Source organism: Streptomyces sp. MGP-P1, assembly GCF_057766565.1.
The window spans coordinates 920033-939086 of sequence record NZ_JBYMEM010000001.1 but is presented as its reverse complement, the minus strand read 5'-3'; the positions used below and the strand labels follow the sequence as shown (position 1 = coordinate 939086).

Here is a 19054-nt window from a genome sequence, read left to right as displayed (position 1 = left end):
CGGTCCACTGGGCCGCACCACGGTCCGTCTCGCCGGGGCCGTCCCACCGGCCTCGTCCCACCGGCCTCGGCCCACCGGCCTCGTCCCACCGGCCTCGGCACCCCGGTCCGGCTCACCGGCCCCGGTCCACTGGGCCAGACCGGCCCACCGGGCCCGCCCCACCGGCTGGGCCGGAGCCGTCCGGCGCCGGCTCAGCCGCCGGACGGCTCCGCGTACGCCACCGGGTCGTCCAGCACGTCCTGCACCACGAGTGCCGCCGCGCCCCGCGCCGCGTCGCCCGCCACCGACGACGCCCGGAGCCGGCCGCCGCCCCGGGACCAGAGCCCCGACACCACCCGGCCGGTCAGCTCCTCGTCGGCGGGCGGCGCCAGCCACGGCATCAGCCCCCGGTAGATCCCACCGAGCACCACCGCGTCCGGGTCGATCAGGTTCACCGCGCCCGACAGCACCCGGCCCAGCATCCGGCCCGCCTCACCGACCGCGGCCACCGCCCGCGGGTCCCCGGCGCCCGCGCGACGCTCCAGCTCCAGCACCCCACAGGCGCCGCCGGGGCCCTCGATCCCGGCCGCCCGCAGCAGCGCCGCCTGACCGGCGTACTGCTCCAGGCACCCCCGCGAACCGCACCGGCACTCCGGCCCCGCCGGATCCACCACGACATGCCCGATCTCCCCGGCGAAACCGTGCGCACCGCGCAGCAGTTCACCGCCCAGGACGAGGGCGCCGCCGACCCCGATCTCCCCGGTCAGATAGAGGAAGCTCCGCACATCCCCCAGGCCGCCGAACCACAGCTCGGCCAGTGCCGCGAGATTGGCCTCGTTCTCCGAGGCGACCGGCAGCACCGGGTGGCCGGGGCGCAGGGCGGCCAGCGCCTCGGCGAACAGCTCCTGCGCAGGGACCTCGTTCCAGCCGAGGTTGGGGGCCTGCCGCACCGATCCGCCGGAGACGAGACCCGGCAGCGCCAGCGCCGCGCCCACCGGACGCAACTCCTGCTCGTACGCCGACTCCAGGGTCCGTGCGGCGATCCGGGCAGCCCGGGCCAGGGCCTCCTCGGCGGGCGCGCCCCGGTTGTCGAGGTGCTCGGTCTGCCGGACCCGGCCGGTGCCCGCCAGGTCGACCACGCACACCGAGACGTAGTCGATGTTGATCTCCACGCCGAGCCCGGCCGGCCCGGTCCTGGCCACCTTGAGCGCGGTGCCGGGGCGGCCGGCCTGCCCGCTGAACGTCTTGCCCGACTCGGTGACGAACCCGCTGTCCATCAGCTGCTCGACGAGCGAGGACACCGCGGCCCGGGTCAGCCCGACCCGGGCGGCCACTCCGGCCCGGGTCGCCTCGCCCCGCTCGCCCTCGTCCCGTACGGCGCGGAGTACCAGGCTCAGATTGTGCCGTCGCACGGTGTCCTTGTCGGCCTTGGGCCCCAGCGGAGTGAGGATGCTCTTCATATCGTCGCCGAGCCTATGTGATGCGGGGCTCCCGGCGGAGGCGCGGGGACGGGCGTACCGCGGAAGCGGAGGGGGAGACGTCACGGAAGGGGGCGGTTCCGGCCGTCCGGCCGGAACCGCCCCCTCCGATCAGGCCCGGCTCAGGAACCCGCGCCCCGGTCCTTCAGCATGTTCGCCATCAGGCCGATCTCCGACTGCTGGCCGCTGACCATGCCCGCCGCCAGATCCCGGATCGCGTCCGTCCCCGCCGCACCCGCGGCCGCCTGCGCCATGTCCGCACCGGCGCGGTGGTGCACGGTCATCAGCCGCAGGAACAGCACCTCGGCCTTCTCGCCCTCCGCGGCCGTGAGGGCCGCCAGCTCCGCGTCGGTGGCCATGCCCGGCATCAGCGACCCGTCGTCCGTCGGCGTGAGGGTGTGCCCCATCCACTCCATCGGCGGCCCGGCCGCGCTCTTCGGCAGCCCCCACAGCTCCAGCCAGCCCAGCATCATGCCGCGCTGGTTGGCCTGGGTGTTGATGATGTCGTACGCGAGACGCCGCACGTCCTCGTCGTCGGTGCGGTCCCGCACGATGAACGACATCTCGACCGCCTGCTGGTGGTGGATGGCCATGTCCCGGGCGAAGCCCGCGTCCACGGAGTCCTCCGCCGGAGCGGACCTCGCCGCGGAGGACGCCCCGGACGGGGAGGCCGCGGAGGGGCGTACGACCATCAGCGCCACCAGCCCCAGCGCCAGGAGCAGCACGGCGGCCCCCGCGAGGACCATCCGACGCATGGAGCCGGGAGACGTCAGGGCGGTCACTTGTCCAGCCCGCCGGTGCAGGCGGCCCCCGGCTCAGGGGTCTGCGGGCCCTGCACGTACTTGGTGAAGAACTGCGAGACCCGGTCGTCCGTGGCGTTCTTGATCGTCACCTGCTTGCCCCATGCGCTGAGCATCAGCGGGTCCTTCTGGTCCTTGACCGGACTCATCAGGGAGTACGGGGTCGACTTGACTTTCTTGGTGAGCGCCTCGATGTCGGAGTCCGAGGCCTTGTCGTTGTACGTGACCCAGACCGCGCCGTGCTCCAGCGAGTGCACGGCGTTCTCCTTCGGTATCTCGTCGGAGTAGACGTCGGCGTTGCAGTTCATCCAGACCTGGTTGTGGTCGCCGCCGACGGGCGGGTTCATCGGGTAGTCGACCTTGGTCGTCACGTGCTCCCGCCCCAGCTTGTCCCAGCTGCGCTCGCCGGTGACCGGCGAGGTCTTGGCCTGGTTCTCCTTCTCCTCCTTCTCGTTCGCCTGCGACATCAGATAGCCGCCCCCGGCGACCAGGGCGGCGACCACGGCCACCGACGCGCTGATGGTGATGATGCGGACCCGTCGCTCGCGGGCGCGCTCCTTGCGGCGCGCCTCCTCGAGCTTGGCGCGACGCGCTGAGGCCGGGTTGTTCTGGTTCTTGGCGGAAGCCATGGGGAGTCCTCGTCGTTCAACCGATGCATACGGGCGATGCATGAAGGGGGAAGGGGTGCGGGGCAGGCGAAGAACCGCTCCCGGTGAACCGGCGCCGGGGCGCGGCGGGAGAGCGGACCCGGCCTCTAGATCCGCTGGACCTGAAGGCGTAGTTGATCGACGGAACGCACACCGTCGTGCGCGGGACCCCGGATGGCCGCCGCGCCGGTGAGCGGGGTGGCGGGGACGAAGGTCACGGGCGAGGGAACGGTGACGGGGGCGGACGACGCCGGAATCACGACGGCAGCCGTGTGCGTCGAGCCCCCGTGGCACGACGTCCCGAGGCCGCGGTCCGCGGGAGAGGCCAGGACGACCGGTTCGAAGGCGGCGTCGGGCGTCGGGGTGAAAGCGCGGACGGCACTCGCCCCGGCAGGGCCCGCGGCCACCGGGGCGCCGGCGGACGAGGTGATGACCGAGCAGCAGAAGAGCATGGCCAGGAGGAAGAACACCCAGCCCAGAGCGAGGGGCGTGCGGGAGCGGTACCGCTCCCGGTCCGTCCGCGTGCTCACCCTGGTCATCGCCCGTCATCGTAGTGGGTGCATGAAGATTCAAAGAATATGGGTCGCGCTGTCCGCGGGACAGTGTGCCCGAGTCGCGGTCGCTCGAACAGGGCCCATATGATCTCCAGATGATTTACAGGTGTAATACCTGCTAACGTAAATGAGTGACTGATACACCTATCCGTTCGGGGCGGCCCTCCGCCCGGGCCCTCCCCCTGGCCTCTGCGCTCCGGCTGTCGCGGCCGTCGGACACCTGGTTCAAGCCCGCCCTCAGCGTGGTCGTCGCCTCCGCCGCGCCCCAGTTGACGCTCCTGGCCATCGGCCGGCTCGACCTGGTGATGTACACCATGGCCGGTTCGCTCTGCGCGCTCTACGGTCACGGCCTGCCGTACGCCCGGCGGGCCGGGGCCGTCGCGGGCGTGGTGCTCGGCATGACGGCCTCGCTCGCCGTCTCCCTGGTCACCGCGTCGCTCACCGGATCGACCGCGGTGCTCATCGCGGTCGGGGCGTTGCTCGCCGCCGCCCAGAAGGTGCTGTGCGACGCCACCCGGATCGGACCGCCCGGCCATGTGATCTTCACCTTCGTCAGCTCCGCCGCCCTCTTCGCCCCGCAGCGCCCGGAGCAGATCCCCGGTCACCTCGCCCTGACCCTCGGCGCGGGCGCGTTCGCCTGGCTGGTCGCCGTTGCCCCCGCCCTGGTCCGTCGCGAGGGCCCCGAACGCCGGGCCGTGGCCCGCGCCCTGGAGGTCGCGGCCGCGTGTGCCGCCGACCCGGGCCCCCGTGCCCGCAACGCGGCGGCCGCCGCCGTGCACGCCGCCTGGCAGTGTCTGCTCGCCTCCGGCCGCCCCACCCCCGTACGCCGGTCGCTGGAACGCCTGGTGGTGCACGCCGAGGCGGCCTTCGCGGCCCCGGGCCCCGGGGGCGGAGCCGTGGATCCGGACCGGCTGCGCGCCTGGGCCGCCCTGACCCGGGCCCGAGGTCCCGTGCCCACGCCGCCTTCGGCCCCTGGCACCGCCGACGAGCTGTACGGGATCGACGCGGAGCGCGCCGCCCGGCGGGCCCCCGAGGCGCGCAGCGCGGCCCGACGCGCCCTGCTCGGCCGCCTCGGCCCAGGATCGCCCCTGCTGCCGGTCGCCGTGCGCACCCTGGCGGGCTGCGCACTCGCCGGATACCTCTGCGCCGCGCTCGGCGTCGGACGCCCCTACTGGGCGATCGTCACCGCCGCCTCCCTCTACCAGGCCAACATCACCCTGTCGTGGAACCGGGCTCTCCAGCGCACCCTCGGCAACCTCCTGGGCGTGCTCGTCTTCGCCGCCGCCCTTCCCGTGTCCCGGATCAGCCCGCTCGCCCTCGTCTGCTGCTGCCTCTTCTTCAGCTTCGCCGCCGAGGCCCTCATCACCCGCAACTACTGGCTCGGCTCCGTCGCGGTGACCCCGATGGCCCTGCTGGTCCTGGAGTTCGGCGGCGCGCATCCGGCCGGGGAGCTCATCGGCGACCGGGTCCTGGACACCGTCCTCGGAGCGGTCGTCGGCTTTCTGGCCGCGACGCTGGTCACCAACCGGCGGGCGGCGGGGCGCGTCGAGCGGGCGCTCGACGCCCTGGACCGGGCCCGCGCCGACGCCGAACGGACCGGAGCCGACCCCGGGGCGGCGCCCGCGACACGGGACCGGGTGCGCCGGACGCTCACCGCGAGCCTCGTCGAACTGCGCGAGGCGGGCGACACCGCCGCGGGCGAGTGGTGGCAGCGCGCCCTGCCCGAGCAGCGCCTTCTCGCGGCCGAGCGGGCCGGACACCGTACGCTCGCCGCGACAGACATACGGCGGGGGCCCGGGGGCGATACGCCTACCGCGGCCCACGCCCCTTCGATCGGAGCGGAGTGACCGACGACATCGTTGCCTCGGTGGTCCGGCAGTGGCAGGCCGTCAACCCCGGGCTCGACACCGGACCGATGGAGATCATCGGCCGGATCAACCGCTGCGCCGCCCTGCTCCAGCAGGCGGAGGACGCCCCCTTGCGTTCCGCCGGACTGACCCGGGCCGAATTCGACCTCCTCGGCGCCGTACGCAGGACGGACCGGGAGCTCACCCCCGGCGAGCTGGCCCGCGAGACCTTCTCCTCCGGAGCGGCCGTCACCAAGCGGCTGCGCGCCCTCCAGGACCGCGCCCTGATCGAGCGCCGTGGCGACGCCCGCGACCGGAGGGTCGCCCATGTCCGGCTCACCGACGAGGGCCGGGCCCTGGTCGACCGGATCCTGCCCGAACAGCTCGCCTACGAACGCGCGGTGCTCGCCGGTCTGGACGGCGGCGCGCGCGACGAACTCGGCTTCAGGTTGGGCGAGTTGCTCGTCCAGTTGGAGGGGCGGCTCGGCGGAGCCCGGCGCTGACCGAAGGCACCCTCACCCGCGCGTGCACCGAGACCCACCCGCCCCGGACCGGGCCGCCCCCGAGGTCGAAGAACCAGCGGCCCGCCGCCCGATCGGAGCTGGGTCACCGGAAACGCCAATTGGTCTGTACCTGTTGGGGCACAAGAGGACCATGAGCGACGACATCCCCACGATCATGGTCGAGTTGCACGGTGGCCCCCTCGACGGTCGAACCGTCCGCGTCACCATCACCGACGAGGACCCCTGGACCGCGATACCCAACGACGGCTGCACCTACCCCGGGGGTCGCAGCCTCTACGCCCCCGACACAACCGGCCACTGGGTCTGGCAGGACGATCAGCCCGCCGGCGCCCCGTGAGAGCCGGTCGGCCAAGCCTGACCCGGCACCCGGAGCCACGCCACGGACCAGAGGCTTCGCAGCCGCGTCAGCGCGGCGATTTCGCGCGTCACTCGCTCGTCGGTCAGGAATCTGCGCCTTTCGATCCGGTTCGATCACCTGTGTCGTTGTCCTGTTCTGCCCTACGAAAGTCGCCCGCGCGAGGGTGATTTGCCCGAGAAAAACTCTCAATCGGTGGTGAATGTTCGGATCCTCGGGTCTGCGGAGCCCTCTCGGTGGAGCGATTTCAGCCACGATCACTCACCGCGCACAACCCAAAGCGCAGCGTGCAAAAACTCGCGAGTGTATTCCTCTCGGAGAGCTTCCGCAGGGGGTTGGGTGAATATGCCGAAGCACTGTTCTGATCTGGCTAAGCTCACGCGCAGTGAAGACGAGTTGAGATGAATTCGAGCACTTGTTCCTGAGTCTCCGCTCACGTGCGCATACATCCCGGAATCAACCGCCAGAGGGTTTTAGATGGTCCGTGTTGAATCACCGCCGACCGACAGAGAAGTTCCCGTCGTCCGCGTAGTCCTGCTGCCCGTGGCCCTGCTCCTCGGAGCCACCGCCGCCGGCTCGGCCGTGGTCGCACCGGCCGCGCGGATACCAGTCGCCGTGTGCGGCGTGATCGCCACGCTCGTGGTCGCCGTACTCACCGTGGCGCTGCACCGCCGCCGACGCGCCATGCGCGTCCAGCGCGCGGAGTACGAACAGCGCATCGCCTACCTGGAACACCGCATCCACTCGCACGACGCCGAGACGGTACGGCTCACCAAAGAAGTCATGCCCGCCGCCATCCGGCGGCTGCGCGTGGGCAATTCGCCCGAAGAAGTGATGCGCGACATCGTCGACGCGGACGCGGCCAACCGGCATCTGCCCAAGGCGCTGCGCGAGCAGGTCTACCAGGTCCTCGAAGTCATCGACAACGAGGAGGCGCGGCGTGACTCCGCTCAGCGCGCCTTCGTCAGCGTCGCCCGCCGCGTCCAGGCGATCGTGAACCGCCAGGCCAGCGAACTGCGGGAGATGGAGAACCACTACGGGCGCAACCCCGAGGTCTTCGACGACCTGTTGCGCATCGACCACGGCACCGCGCTGATCGGCCGCCTCGCCGACTCCATCGCCGTGCTCGGCGGCGCCCGCCCGAGCCGCCAGTGGCCCAAGCCCGTACCGTTGTTCAGCGTGTTGCGCGGGGCGATGTCCCGCATCCTGGAGTACCAGCGCGTCGATCTGCACTCGATCGCCAAGGTCGCCATCGTCGGCACCTCGGTCGAACCGCTCATCCACGCCTGCGCCGAACTCCTCGACAACGCGACCCGCTACTCGCCGCCCCAGACCCGGGTGCACGTCACCGCGGTCGAGGTGCAGACCGGCATCGCCATCGAGATCGAGGACGGCGGCGTCAGCCTCAGCGAGGAGGCCCGCGCCCGCGCCGAGAACATGCTCGCCCAGGCGCAGGCCGGCATCAACATGAACGACCTCGGGGAGTCCCCGCGCCTCGGCATGGCGGTCGTCGGCCGGCTCTCCCGGATGTACCAGCTCCAGGTGTCGCTGCGTCAGTCGGCGTACGGCGGCGTCCGCGCCGTCCTCATCGTGCCGCGCGACATGATCACCACCGGGCCCGCCCCGGGCATCGCCCACGGCATCGGCGCCACCTCGCGGCCCACCAGCTCCCTGGACATGTCGCAGCTCCAGCACGTGGTGCCGCCGCCCGGCAAGCGCAAGCCCAAGCCCGCCGCCACCGGCCCCGTGCCGTCCGTGGCCGCCCCGGTCTCCACCGGAGCCCCCGCGGCCACGTCGCACCAGGCCCCTCCCGCGGCAGCCATGGAGGACGACCTTCCCGTGGTCACCGAGTGGACCGAGAACGGGCTGCCGCAGCGCCGCAGCCGGGGCCGCGCCCCGCTCGGCTCGCACAACCTCCCGCAGCAGCCACCCCCCGCCCCCGCCAACGGGTTCCACCCCGGCGCGGACGAGGGCGCGGCCGACGGACGCGGCGAGGAGAAGCCCCCCGGCCTCTGGCTGGAGGCCTTCACCAAGGCCGTCAACGGCGTACCGCAGGAACGAAAGCACGGCGAAGACTCCGATGACGCGTGGGACAAGGGAGACCTGAAGTGATCCAGCAGCGGGGAAACATGGACTGGATGCTCAAGGAACTGGCCGACGACGTTCCGAGCATTCACCAGATCGTGGTGCTCTCGTCGGACGGCCTGCGCATCGCGATGCACGGCGGCGACCCCGACGTCGCCGACCGGCTCGCGGCGGCCTGTGCCGGGCTGCAGAGCCTGGCCGCAGCCGTGGCCACCGAGATCCCGTACAGCGACGGCCTCATGAAGCTCGTGGTCATCGAGGTGACGGGCGGGTTCTTCTACCTGATGGCGGCCGGGGCCGGCGCCTATCTCGCGGTCCTGGCCGGCGAGACCGTCGACGCCGGACTCGTCGGGGCCCGGATGCGGGACATGGTCGTGCGGATCGGAGCCCACCTGACCAGCCCGCCCCGCCACGGCGGGCAGTCCGGATGAGTGGTCCTCGACGAGAACGCCGCAAGGCCGATCCGGACCTGCACGATCCGGAACGGCTGTACGTGATCACCGGCGATCTCGACGACAGTGAACGGTCCGCCCTCGACCTGGTCACGATGGTCGTCGCGAAGGCGGAGCCCTCGCCGACCTTCCAGCCCGAGCAGGCGGCCATCCTGCGGCTCTGCCAGGCGCCGTTGTCCGTCGCCGAGATCTCGGCCTACCTCAGCCTGCCGTTCAGCGTGGTCACCTCGCTCCTGAGCGATCTCCTCGCGACCGATCTCATCCAGTCGCGTGCGCCGATCGTCCGTGCCACGCTCCCCGACAGGTCCCTTCTCGAAGCGGTGATGCATGGACTTCAGAAGCTCTGACACGATCACCGGACCCCGCAGCGAGGACGTCCTTCCCACCACGGCCACCGCCGCGGTGAAGGTCGTGATCGTCGGCGGGTTCGGCGTGGGCAAGACGACCATGGTCGGCTCGGTGAGCGAGATCCGGCCGCTGACGACCGAAGAGACCATGACCCAGGCCGGCGTCGGCGTGGACGACAACGCCGGGGTGGAGACGAAGACCGCCACCACGGTCGCCATGGACTTCGGACGGATCAGCCTCAGCGAGGAACTGATCCTCTATCTGTTCGGCACCCCCGGCCAGGAACGCTTCTGGTTCCTCTGGAACGGCCTCTTCGAGGGCGCCCTCGGCGCGGTCGTCCTCATCGACACGAGACGGCTCGAAGTCAGCTTCGACGTCATCGGCCGACTCGAGGAGCGCGGAGTGCCCTTCGTGGTGGCCGTGAATACCTTCCCCGACGCGCCGCACCACCCGGTCGAGGCCCTGCGCAGAGCCCTCGACCTGCCGGACGAGGTCCCGATGATCGACTGCGACGCCCGGCTGCGGGCCTCCAGCCGCGATGTGCTGATGACCCTGATGCGCTATCTGCACAGCCTGGCCGTCCCTCTCGCCTGACACCGAACCTCCTTCGGGACACCGAGACACCTCCGGTCCGGCGGACCCGCGACCGGACCCACGACCGGATCTGCGACCGGATCCGCGACCGGATCCGCGACCGGACCCACGACCGGGGGCGCGCTATCCCGCGGCGCCTGCCCCCGGCCCGTCCGGCCCGGGCCGCGAACCGTCGACCCGTCCCGCCCACTCGCGCACCAGCCCTGGAATCCTGATCCCTGGAGCCCCTGTGACAACCCCCTTCCACCACGAACCCGGCGCCGTGCCCCCGCCCCAGTGCCCGGCCCACAACCTCGACATCGGCCCCGGCGGACTGCGCCGGCTCTACGGCCCCGAGGCGGAGAACAACCCGGCGGGCCTCTACGACAAGCTCCGCGCCGAACACGGCACGGTCGCCCCGATCCTGCTCCACGGCGACGTTCCCGCCTGGCTCGTGCTCGGCCACAGCGAGAACCTCCACGTCACCCGGACGCCCTCCCAGTTCTCCCGGGACTCGCGGCGCTGGCGGGCCCTCCAGGACGGCAGCGTCGCCCCGGACCACCCGCTCGCCCCGATCTTCACCTGGCAGCCCGTCTGCGTGTTCGCCGACGGCGCCAAGCACGAACGGCAGCGCGGCGCGGTCACCGACAGCATGGAGCGCATCGACACCCGCGGGGTGCGCCGCCACATCAACCGCTTCAGTAACCGCCTCGTCAACGACTTCTGCGAGAAGGGCACCGCCGACCTGGTCAGCCAGTTCGCGGAGCATCTGCCGATGATGGTGGTGTGCGCGATCTTCGGCATGCCGGACGAGTACGACGAGCGACTCGTCCAGGCGGCCCGGGACATGACGCGCGGCACCGAGACCGCCGTGGCCAGCAACGCCCACATCGTGTCCGTGCTGACGCGCCTGGTCGAGCGCCGCCGCGCCGAATCCGCGCCGGACCTGGCCTCCTGGCTCGTCGAGCACCCCGCGACGATGACCGACACCGAGGTCATCGAGCATCTGCGTTTGATCATGATCGCCGCCTACGAGTCCACCGCCAACCTCATCGCCAACGTTCTGCGCATGGTCCTGATCGACCCGCGTTTCCGTGCCCGGCTCAGCGGCGGGCACATGACCGTCCCCGAGGCGGTCGAGCAGACCCTGTGGGACGAGCCGCCGTTCACCGCCGTGTTCGGCCGCTGGGCGGTCGGTGACACGGAGCTGGGCGGCCAGCAGATCAAGGCGGGCGACGCCCTGCTCGTCGGGATCGCCCCGGCCAACACCGACCCCGCCGTCCGCCCGGACCTGGCCGCCGACATGAGCGGCAACCGCGCCCACCTCGCCTTCAGCGGCGGTCCCCACGAGTGCCCGGGACAGGACATCGGCCGGGCCATCGCCGACGTCGGGGTCGACGCGCTGCTGATGCGCCTGCCCGACCTGGAGCTCGGTGTCGGGGAGAGCGAGCTGCGCTGGGTCGGCAACATCATGTCCCGCCACCTGGTCGAGCTGCCGGTGAAGTTCGCCCCCAGCCCCCAGCAGAAGCTGGACGCCGACCCGCTCTCGGTGATGGCCCGTGCCGCCCGCCCGGCCGACGCCTGGGAGATCTCCTCCCCGGCCAGGCAGGTCCCCGAGCCCCGGCACGAGGCGGTCGTGGCAGAGCCCGCCCACGCCCCGGCCGCCACAGCCGCTCCCGTTCCGGCCGCACCCCTCATGCCCGAACCGGCCCCTTCCCCCGGACCGGCACCGGCTCCTTCCCCCGCACCCGCTCCGGTGGCGACGATCCCGCAGCAGCGCCGGCCGGCCGCCCCCGCCCGGCTCTGGCAGGCCGTCGTCCGCTGGTGGAGCGGCTACTGACACGCCCTCGACCCCCACCAGGCCGCGGCGGCCCCGGATCACGCCCACGGGCCCGGGGCCGCCGCGTCGCGCCAGGCCCTGTCGTCGAACTGCCGCCCTCCGGGCGACGACGAGAGTTCGACGACAGGACCTCGGCCCTGTCGTCGAACTCCCGTCTGCCCCGCGGCGCCATGCACGCACTCTCGCCGCACCGGGCCCACGCCCGAGTACGTCCCGTACGAGGACGTGAGCCCGGCACGCCGAGAGCACGCACCTGACCCCGCAGGGCCGCCCTCCGGGCGACGACGGGAGTTCGACGACAGGACCTAGGGGGCCATGGGCGCGGGCAGCTCCGGGGAGCCCGGAGCTGCCCGTACCATCGAGCAGCGTGAAGCTGACAATTCTTGGCGGTGGCGGATTCCGGGTGCCTCTCGTGTACGGGGCCCTCCTTGGCGATCACGCCGAGGGCCGCGTCTCGCGGGTCACGCTGTACGACACCGACGCCGACCGGCTCACCGCCGTCGCCCGCGTCCTGGAGGAACAGGGGCGGGGCATCGCGGACGCCCCCGCCGTCGTCGCCACCACGGAGCTCGACGAGGCACTGCGCGGCGCCGACTTCGTCTTCTCCGCCATCCGGGTCGGCGGGCTGGCCGGACGCGCCGCCGACGAACGGGTGGCCCTCGACGAAGGCGTCCTCGGCCAGGAGACCGTCGGCGCCGGAGGCATCGCGTACGGACTGCGCACCGTCCCCGTCGCCCTCGACCTCGCCCGCCGCGTCGCCCGGCTCGCCCCGCACGCCTGGGTCATCAACTTCACCAACCCGGCGGGCCTCGTCACCGAGGCCATGTCCCGGCACCTGGGAGACCGGGTCATCGGGATCTGCGACTCACCGGTCGGTCTTGGGCGGCGCATCGCCCGCGTCCTGGGCGCCGACCCGGACCGGGCCTGGATCGACTACGCCGGGCTCAACCACCTCGGGTGGGTCCGAGGGCTGTACGTGGACGGGCGGGACGAACTGCCCCGGCTGCTCGCCGACCCGAAGCTGCTCGCATCCTTCGAGGAGGGCCGCCTCTTCGGCGCGGAGCTGCTCCGGTCGCTGGGCGCGATCCCCAACGAATACCTGCACTACTACTACTTCAACCGGGAAGCCGTACGCGCCTACCAGAAGGCCGAACAGACCCGGGCGCCTTCCTCCGGGACCAGCAGGAGGGCTTCTACGCCCGTATGCGGGAGCCCGGCACCCCTGCCCTGGCCACCTGGGACCGCACCCGCGCCGAACGCGAGGCGACGTACATGGCGGAGAACCGCGAGGTCGCCGGGGCGGGGGAGCGGGAGGAGAGCGACCTGGAGTCCGGCGGCTACGAACAGGTCGCGCTCGCCCTGATGCGGGCCGTCGCCCGCAACGAACGCACCTCGTTGATCCTCAACGTCCGCAATCGCAGCGCCCTTTCGGTCCTGGACGCGGACGCCGTCGTCGAGGTGCCCTGCCTCGTCGACGCCAACGGGGCCCACCCGGTGGCCGTCTCCCCCCTCCCGAACCACGCGGTCGGCCTCGTCACCGCCGTGAAGGCAGTGGAGCGGGCGGTGCTGGAGGCGGCGGAGAGCGGGTCCCGCGCGGCGGCCGTCCAGGCGTTCGCGCTGCACCCGCTGGTCGACTCCGTGGCAGTGGCCGGGCGGCTGCTCGACCGGTATATCGAGGTCCACCCCGGGCTCGCGTACCTCGGCCGGCCCTGACAACGCGGGGCCCGCGTCGGAACGAGACGGGCCCGACCTGACCGGGCCCGGCTCGTCCGACGCGGGCCCCGCCGCCCGGTCGCCAGGAGGACTACGGCGCGGACACGACGCTCGGCCTGCCCGCCGTGGCCCAGCTCGGCGTCACCCCGGTCACCTGGCAGACCATGAGGAAGAGCGGAATGGGCGGGGTGTACGGAGTGAGGCCGTCCGGAGAGTGGATCAGCCGGGGCCGCCCGACGGGCACCTCCGCGTCACGCGCGTACGTCACCTGCTCGGGCCAGTCGAGATCCAGGTCGGAGCCGGCCGGGACGATCCACCACCAGCGGTCGGCGTCGGCGAAGACGCATCCGGTGCGGGGCAGATGGGACATGAGGCGGAAGCCGTGCCGGGCGGGCACCCCGACCGCGTCACAGCCCAGGGTGGTCGACATCGAGGCCGGCACCACCAGCCGCACCCGGCCGCCACGGGCCTGCTCGGGCGTCCGGGCCCGGTGCGCCGAGCGCAGCCTGGCCAGCGCGTTCTTCAGCATGGCCGCTCCGTGCCGGACGGCTGCTCCGCGTCGGTCGCCAGCTCCGCCCAGACGATGCGTCCGGAGGCGTTCTGGGCGTCGTGCGAACCCCAGGCGCTGCTCATCGCGTCGACCAGGAGCAGACCGCGGCCGTGCTCGTCGTCGGACGAGCGGCGCAGCCGCGGACCGTCGGGCTGGTGCCCCTGGTCCTGCACGGCTATCCGCAGTCGTCTGCCGAACCGGCTCAGCTCGCACACCACCCGGGTGCTCGCGGTGTGCACGACGACGTTGGTCACCAGCTCGGAGACGATGAGGACAGCCGCGTCACCGGTGTCACCGCCCAGGTTCCAGGCGTCCGTCCGGGCTCGCGTCAGCTCGCGCGCACCGGCCACCGACTCGGGGTGCGCCGGCAGCGCGAAGCAGTAACGGAGCGCCTCCGTCCCGGGGCTGAGGTCCATGGGACGGGGGATGAGCGCACTGCCAGGTGCCACGACCGATTCCTCACAGTGGGGGCTGCGTCACGCTTCGTTCCCCGGGTGTTCGGGGGCGGGCGTGACTGAGCGAACTGGTTCGGGAGTCAACTCTCCCCCTGACGATGACACTTGGCAAGGGGCACTCTGAAATTTCCAGAGTGACTGTGTCGTTGGGGGCGCACGCATGGCACACTGCTGGCAAAACAGCGCATGGGGAGGTCTGAAGTGAGCGAACCGCGGTCCGCCCCGACCGTGGGCCAGGTCGTTCTCGGCAAGCGCCTGCAAGATCTGCGCGAGCGTGTCGGCCTGACCCGTGACCAGGCGGCGAAGGTGCTCAGGGTCGCCCCGGCGACGATACGCAGGATGGAAACGGCCGAGGTCGGGCTGAAGATCCCCTATGTCCAGCTGCTGCTGAAGGCGTACGGCATCGCCGACCAGGAGGCCGACGCTTTCGTCGACCTGGCCGAGGAGGCGAACAAGCCGGGCTGGTGGCAGCGTTTCCACGACGTCCTGCCCGACTGGTTCAGCATGTACGTCAGCCTGGAGGGCGCGGCGAGCCTGCTGCGCATGTACGAGCCGCACTTCGTGCCCGGACTCCTCCAGACCGAGGACTACGCACGTTCCGTGATGCGGACCGGAGCGGTCGGCCAGACCCGGCCCGAGGACATCGAGCGGCATGTGGCGCTGCGGATGGAGCGCCAGTCCCTGCTGGCCAAGGAGGACGCCCCCCGACTGTGGGTGATCATGGACGAGACCGTCCTGCGGCGACCCGTCGGCAGCGCGCAGGCGATGCGCGGGCAGATCGACAAGCTCCTCGAAGCCACGGAGCTTCCCCACGTCACGCTTCAGATCGCCGAGTTCGCCACCGGCCACCACCCGGGAACCTACGGACCGTTCGTCCTCTTCCGGTTCGCCATCCCCGAACTCCCCGACATGGTCTACAGCGAGTACCTGACCGGAGCCGTCTACTTCGACGCCCGACCCGAGGTGGCCTCCTATCTCGAAGTCATGGACCGCATGGCGGCTCAGGCCGCGACTGCACAACGCACGAAGGAAATCCTCCGGGACTTCCGCAAGGAGCTGTGATGAACCACATATACAACGGCATGCCGGCCGGTGACCTCGGTTCCGAAGGCTGGTACAAGCCGTGGAGCGGCGGGAACGGCGGCAACTGCGTCGAGGCCATGAAGCTCGCCGACGGACGGGTCGCCGTACGCCAGTCCGCCGACCCGGACGGTCCCGCGCTCATCTACTCCAACGGCGAGATCGCCGCCTTCATCCAGGGAGCCAAGGCAGGCCAGGCCGACTTCCTTCTCACCTGAGACCGCCTCCACCTCTCTGTACGGACACCCGACCACGGAGCGCGCCATGACCGGGCAAGAACCCCACTCCATCGAGATCGACACCAGCAAGCCGCATCCGGCCCGGATGTACGACTGGTTCCTCGGCGGCAAGGACAACTACCCGGTCGACGAACAGATGGCACGACAGCTGCTCGCCCTGGACGCACGGGGCCGTGACATGGCGCGGGTCAACCGGGCGTTCATGCACCGGGCCACCCGCCGGCTCGCCGAGAGCGGGGTGCGCCAGTTCCTGGACATCGGCACCGGCATACCCACCGAGCCGAACCTCCACCAGATCGCCCAGCGGACCGCCCCCGACGCGCGCGTCGTCTACTGCGACAACGACCCGATCGTGCTCGCCCACGCGGCGGCGCTGCTCCGCTCCACGCCCGAGGGCGCCACCGAGTACATCCAGGCCGACGCCCGCAGACCGGAGACCATCCTGGCGGAGGCCGGCAAGGTCCTGGACTTCGACGAACCGATCGCCCTGTCGATGCTGGCCCTGTTGCACTTCATCGACGACGAGGACGGCGCGGGCGAACTGGTCGACAAGCTCGTCGAGCGGCTTCCCTCCGGCAGCTATCTCGTGCTCTCGCACACCACGGGCGACTTCAACGTGGAGGGCGCCGCGCAGGCACGGGCCATGTACAAGGCGCGCGGGATGACGCTGCGTCCCCGCAGCCGCGCCGAACTCACGGCGTTCTTCCACGGTCTCGAACTCGTCGATCCGGGCGTCTCGCTCTCCGCCGACTGGCATCCGGAACTCGGAGAGGTCATCGACGTCCCGGGCGACGAGCCGATCCCCGGCTACGCCGGCGTGGCCCGCAAACCCTGAGCCCGCCGCCACGCGTCACAATGGACCCATGTCACGACGCACCTCCCGGCCCCGGGGGCCCGCCGCCGAGCGGATCACCCCCGCCTCCCCGTGCCCGTGCGGCCTGCCCGCCGCCTACGGGGAGTGCTGCGGCCGCTTCCACTCCGGCAGCGCCGCCGCGCCGACCTGCGAGGCCCTGATGCGCTCCCGGTACGCGGCCTTCGTCGTCCGGGACGCGGCATACCTGTCGCGTACCTGGCACCCCGGGACCCGGCCGCCCGGGGTGGACTTCGACCCCGCGATGCGCTGGACGGGGCTGGACATCCTGGACACCACCGAGGGCAGCGCCTTCCACTCCACCGGAACGGTCACCTTCCGCGCCCACTACACCGACGACGGTCGCCCCGACTCCCTCCACGAGAAGAGCCGCTTCGTCCGGCACGAGGGCGCCTGGGTCTACACGACGGCGGTCTTCGTCGACTGAGCCCGCGCCCGTACGGCAGTGGCGCGGCCTTCGTCGACCCAGCCCGCCGGAACGGCAGTGGCCGGGGTCGCGACCGGGAGCGTGCCCGGGCTCAGACCGGGGCCCCCACCCGCCTCGACCCCCCGGGGCCGGCCGCCGGGGACAGCTCCTGGGCCAGGTCCTCCGCCAGCAGCCGTTTGGCGATCACGTCCACGGTGGCCCTCAGCTGACGGTCGTCGGGGCGGGCGCCGTCCTCGGCCAGGCGCTCGTTGAGCCAGCGGCCCCAGGCGTCGGAGATCACCGCGGCCTCGCGCCGGCCCGCCGCCGTGTGCGAGAAGATCCGGCCGTCGCCCGTCAGATAGCCCTCCTCGATCATCCGGTCGAAGACCGGCACCAGCACCTCGGGCGGGATGCGGTGCCGGGCCGCGATCAGCCCGAGGCCCGCGTGGCCGACCATCCTGGTGAAGAGGTCCACCTGCATCACCGCCCAGGCCCCCGCCATGTCGAGGCGGGTGTCGGACTCGGCGGTGATCCGCCGGGCGGTGTCCGGGCCCGCGCCGTGCAGGATCGTGGCCACGGAGTACTCCAGGACCTTCGCCGAGTCCCCGCTGCCCGGCTGGGCGAAGCCCTCGCCCATGTCCGTCGACCCGAGCCGGGCCGAGTCCCGCAGCTTCACCTCCTTCAGGAACAGCGCGACGACGAAGCCGATCAGCGCGACGGGCACCGTCCACAGGAACACGGTGTGCAGGGTGTCCGCATAGGCCAGGGCCAGCGGTTCCGACTGGGCGGCGGGCAGCGCGTGCAGCGCCTGCGGGTTCTGCGAGGCGCGGGCCAGGGTCGCCGGGTCGCCGCCCGCCGCCACCGCCCGAGCGACGCCGTCGGTGAGGTTCGGCTTCAGCGCGTTGGCGTAGATGGTGCCGAACACCGCCGTGCCGAAGGCGCTGCCCAGGGTGCGGAAGAACGTCACGCCCGACGTGGCCGTGCCCAGGTCCTCGTACTCGACGGTGTTCTGCACGGCGATCGTCAGCACCTGCATGGCCAGACCGATGCCGAGCCCCAGCACCACCATGTAGAGCGACTCCAGCCAGACGCCGGTCCCCGGCCCCATCCGGGACAGCAGGAACAGTCCGGCCGCCATGACCAGCGTCCCCACGATCGGGAACACCCGGTAGCGGCCCGTCTTGCTCACCACGTTGCCGCTGAAGATCGAGGCGGCCAGCAGACCGACGACCAGCGGCAGCGTCCGCACCCCCGAGAGCGTCGCCGAGTCCCCGTCCACGTACTGGAGATAGGTCGGCAGGAAGATCATCGAGCCGAGCATCGCGAAGCCCACGATGAAGCTGAGGATCGAGCAGACCGTGAACACCGGGTTGCGGAACAGCCGCATCGGCAGCATCGGTTCCTTCGCCCGCGTCTCCACCACGCAGAACAGCGCCAGCGCGATCAGACCGCCGGCGAACAGCCCGATGATCATGGGCGAGCCCCAGGCGTACTCGTTCCCGCCCCAGCTCGTCGCCAGGATCAGCGCGCTCGCCCCGACGGAGACCAGCGCGATCCCGGCGTAGTCGATGACCGGCCGGCCGGCGGCCTTCACCGACGGAATGTTCCGGGCGGCGGCGATCACCACCACGATGGCGATCGGCACGTTGACGTAGAACGCCCAACGCCAGGTCAGATGGTCGGTGAAGAGCCCGCCGAGCAGCGGCCCGATCACCGTCGAGATGCCGAACACCGCCCCGATCGCGCCCTGGTACTTGCCCCGTTCGCGCAGTGGGATCACGTCCGCGATCAACGCCATCGACGTGACCATGAGGCCGCCCGCGCCGATGCCCTGCATACCGCGCCAGATGATCAGCAGCAGCATGTCCGACGCGAGGCCGCACAGGAACGAACCCGTGACGAAGATGATCGCCGAGACCTGGAAGACCAGCTTCCGCCCGAACAGGTCGCCGAACTTGCCGACCAGGACGGTGGCCACCGTCTCCGCCAGCAGATAGGCGGTCACCACCCACGACATGTGCGCGGCCCCGCCCAGCTCCGAGACGATCGTCGGCAGGGCCGTGCCCACGATCGTCTGGTCCAGGGCCGCGAGCAGCATGCCCAGCACGATCGTCGCGAAGACGATGTTCCGCCGCCGCCGGTCCAGGACGGGCGGCGGCGCGGCGGCACTCTGCGCGGCGGGAGCTTGCTCGCTGGCAGTGGTCACCCCTGCACCCTCACACCGGCTCATGACCCCCGCATGCCGGGGCGGGCCGGAC

Annotated in this window: 19 protein-coding genes and 1 pseudogene; 13 read left to right on the top strand and 7 right to left on the bottom strand. The window is 71.9% G+C overall.

Annotated elements, in window-relative coordinates; all coding sequences use genetic code 11:
• Positions 1 to 191 precede the first annotated feature (191 nt).
• From AC3CH1_RS04295 to AC3CH1_RS04280, 4 genes are all read right to left on the bottom strand, one after another.
• Complete coding sequence (locus AC3CH1_RS04295) at positions 192 to 1439, bottom strand: ROK family protein (protein ID WP_488461623.1); 1248 nt, start codon at positions 1437 to 1439, stop codon at positions 192 to 194.
• Positions 1440 to 1579: 140 nt separating this feature from the next.
• Positions 1580 to 2203 (bottom strand): DUF305 domain-containing protein, encoded by a 624-nt coding sequence (locus tag AC3CH1_RS04290; RefSeq protein WP_488462140.1) that lies wholly within the window; start codon positions 2201 to 2203, stop codon positions 1580 to 1582.
• Positions 2204 to 2235: 32 nt separating this feature from the next.
• A complete protein-coding gene (locus AC3CH1_RS04285; RefSeq protein WP_488461622.1) occupies positions 2236 to 2886 on the bottom strand; it encodes a thioredoxin-like domain-containing protein in 651 nt (216 codons plus the stop codon).
• 125 nt (positions 2887 to 3011) lie between these two features.
• Entirely contained in the window at positions 3012 to 3443 is a 432-nt protein-coding gene (locus AC3CH1_RS04280; protein WP_488461621.1) for a hypothetical protein, read from the bottom strand.
• A gap of 146 nt (positions 3444 to 3589) precedes the next feature.
• Here AC3CH1_RS04280 and AC3CH1_RS04275 point away from each other — a divergent pair, with 146 nt between their 5' ends.
• From AC3CH1_RS04275 to AC3CH1_RS04235, 9 genes and pseudogenes are all read left to right on the top strand, one after another.
• Positions 3590 to 5305, top strand: a complete 1716-nt coding sequence (locus AC3CH1_RS04275; protein ID WP_488461620.1) for an FUSC family protein — start codon at positions 3590 to 3592, stop codon at positions 5303 to 5305.
• Positions 5302 to 5808, top strand: a complete 507-nt coding sequence (locus AC3CH1_RS04270; RefSeq protein ID WP_488461619.1) for a MarR family winged helix-turn-helix transcriptional regulator — start codon at positions 5302 to 5304, stop codon at positions 5806 to 5808. The genes AC3CH1_RS04275 and AC3CH1_RS04270 overlap by 4 nt, the downstream gene beginning before the upstream one ends.
• 151 nt (positions 5809 to 5959) lie before the next feature.
• Positions 5960 to 6166 carry a hypothetical protein gene (locus AC3CH1_RS04265; protein WP_488461618.1) on the top strand — a complete coding sequence of 69 codons (207 nt, stop codon included), beginning with the start codon at positions 5960 to 5962 and terminating at the stop codon, positions 6164 to 6166.
• A gap of 495 nt (positions 6167 to 6661) precedes the next feature.
• Positions 6662 to 8296, top strand: coding sequence for a sensor histidine kinase (locus AC3CH1_RS04260; protein ID WP_488461617.1), 1635 nt, complete (start codon positions 6662 to 6664; stop codon positions 8294 to 8296).
• Entirely contained in the window at positions 8293 to 8700 is a 408-nt protein-coding gene (locus AC3CH1_RS04255; RefSeq protein ID WP_007454741.1) for a roadblock/LC7 domain-containing protein, read from the top strand. The genes AC3CH1_RS04260 and AC3CH1_RS04255 overlap by 4 nt, the downstream gene beginning before the upstream one ends.
• Positions 8697 to 9068 (top strand): DUF742 domain-containing protein, encoded by a 372-nt coding sequence (locus AC3CH1_RS04250; protein WP_026290056.1) that lies wholly within the window; start codon positions 8697 to 8699, stop codon positions 9066 to 9068. Before AC3CH1_RS04255 ends, AC3CH1_RS04250 begins: the two co-directional genes overlap by 4 nt.
• Complete coding sequence (locus tag AC3CH1_RS04245) at positions 9049 to 9663, top strand: GTP-binding protein (RefSeq protein ID WP_003964952.1); 615 nt, start codon at positions 9049 to 9051, stop codon at positions 9661 to 9663. Before AC3CH1_RS04250 ends, AC3CH1_RS04245 begins: the two co-directional genes overlap by 20 nt.
• 229 nt (positions 9664 to 9892) lie before the next feature.
• On the top strand, positions 9893 to 11482 hold the full coding sequence (locus AC3CH1_RS04240; protein WP_488461616.1) for a cytochrome P450: 1590 nt from the start codon (positions 9893 to 9895) through the stop codon (positions 11480 to 11482).
• Positions 11483 to 11849: 367 nt separating this feature from the next.
• Positions 11850 to 13195 (top strand): annotated as a pseudogene (locus AC3CH1_RS04235) (6-phospho-beta-glucosidase).
• Positions 13196 to 13286: 91 nt separating this feature from the next.
• On the opposite strand, the gene AC3CH1_RS04230 reads toward AC3CH1_RS04235, so the two are convergent.
• Both AC3CH1_RS04230 and AC3CH1_RS04225 read right to left on the bottom strand, forming a co-directional pair.
• The gene (locus AC3CH1_RS04230; protein WP_488461615.1) at positions 13287 to 13724 is read right to left on the bottom strand and encodes a hypothetical protein; all 438 of its coding nucleotides are present in this window, start codon (positions 13722 to 13724) and stop codon (positions 13287 to 13289) included.
• Positions 13718 to 14194, bottom strand: coding sequence for an ATP-binding protein (locus AC3CH1_RS04225; protein ID WP_488461614.1), 477 nt, complete (start codon positions 14192 to 14194; stop codon positions 13718 to 13720). The genes AC3CH1_RS04230 and AC3CH1_RS04225 overlap by 7 nt, the downstream gene beginning before the upstream one ends.
• A 207-nt stretch (positions 14195 to 14401) precedes the next feature.
• Between AC3CH1_RS04225 and AC3CH1_RS04220 the strand changes: the two genes are divergently transcribed.
• From AC3CH1_RS04220 to AC3CH1_RS04205, 4 genes are read left to right on the top strand one after another with little or no spacing between them, the layout of a single operon-like run.
• Complete coding sequence (locus AC3CH1_RS04220) at positions 14402 to 15262, top strand: helix-turn-helix domain-containing protein (protein WP_265598113.1); 861 nt, start codon at positions 14402 to 14404, stop codon at positions 15260 to 15262.
• Positions 15262 to 15498 carry a DUF397 domain-containing protein gene (locus AC3CH1_RS04215; RefSeq protein WP_018955330.1) on the top strand — a complete coding sequence of 79 codons (237 nt, stop codon included), beginning with the start codon at positions 15262 to 15264 and terminating at the stop codon, positions 15496 to 15498. Before AC3CH1_RS04220 ends, AC3CH1_RS04215 begins: the two co-directional genes overlap by 1 nt.
• 46 nt (positions 15499 to 15544) lie before the next feature.
• A complete protein-coding gene (locus AC3CH1_RS04210) occupies positions 15545 to 16354 on the top strand; it encodes an SAM-dependent methyltransferase (protein ID WP_488461613.1) in 810 nt (269 codons plus the stop codon).
• A 28-nt stretch (positions 16355 to 16382) separates the two neighbouring features.
• Positions 16383 to 16817 (top strand): YchJ family protein, encoded by a 435-nt coding sequence (locus AC3CH1_RS04205; RefSeq protein WP_488461612.1) that lies wholly within the window; start codon positions 16383 to 16385, stop codon positions 16815 to 16817.
• Between the two features lie 91 nt (positions 16818 to 16908).
• On the opposite strand, the gene AC3CH1_RS04200 is transcribed toward AC3CH1_RS04205, so the two are convergent.
• A complete protein-coding gene (locus tag AC3CH1_RS04200) occupies positions 16909 to 19002 on the bottom strand; it encodes an MDR family MFS transporter (protein ID WP_488461611.1) in 2094 nt (697 codons plus the stop codon).
• Positions 19003 to 19054 lie beyond the last annotated feature (52 nt).